Below are 255 nucleotides of genomic sequence, written 5' to 3' on the forward strand. Positions count from 1 at the left end.
GACTATCCGCTTCACTACAAAAATGGTAGTGTTGAAATCGATCAATGGCGGATGTATTCTCGCCAGTGTACATCTTTTGCGGCCTTTCGTTTGAGTAGTGTAAATGGCTTTGAGATTCCTCCTGCCTACGGAAATGCGAATGAATGGGGGCATCGTGCTCGTCGTGAAGGTTATCGTGTGGATACTAAGCCAGAAGTGGGGGCTATTGCCTGGTCTACGGAAGGCTACTATGGGCATGTGGCCTGGGTATCTAAT

The 255-nt window shown here is 48.2% G+C and carries 1 protein-coding gene; it reads left to right on the forward strand.

The genetic code is table 11. The features are described 5' to 3' along the window. The coding region (locus ACPWR9_RS25875; protein ID WP_426335288.1) for a CHAP domain-containing protein at positions 1-255 on the forward strand (255 nt) is incomplete at both ends.

This window comes from Pandoraea pneumonica (assembly GCF_049918595.1).
Taxonomy (GTDB): Bacteria; Pseudomonadota; Gammaproteobacteria; order Burkholderiales; family Burkholderiaceae; genus Pandoraea; species Pandoraea pneumonica_A.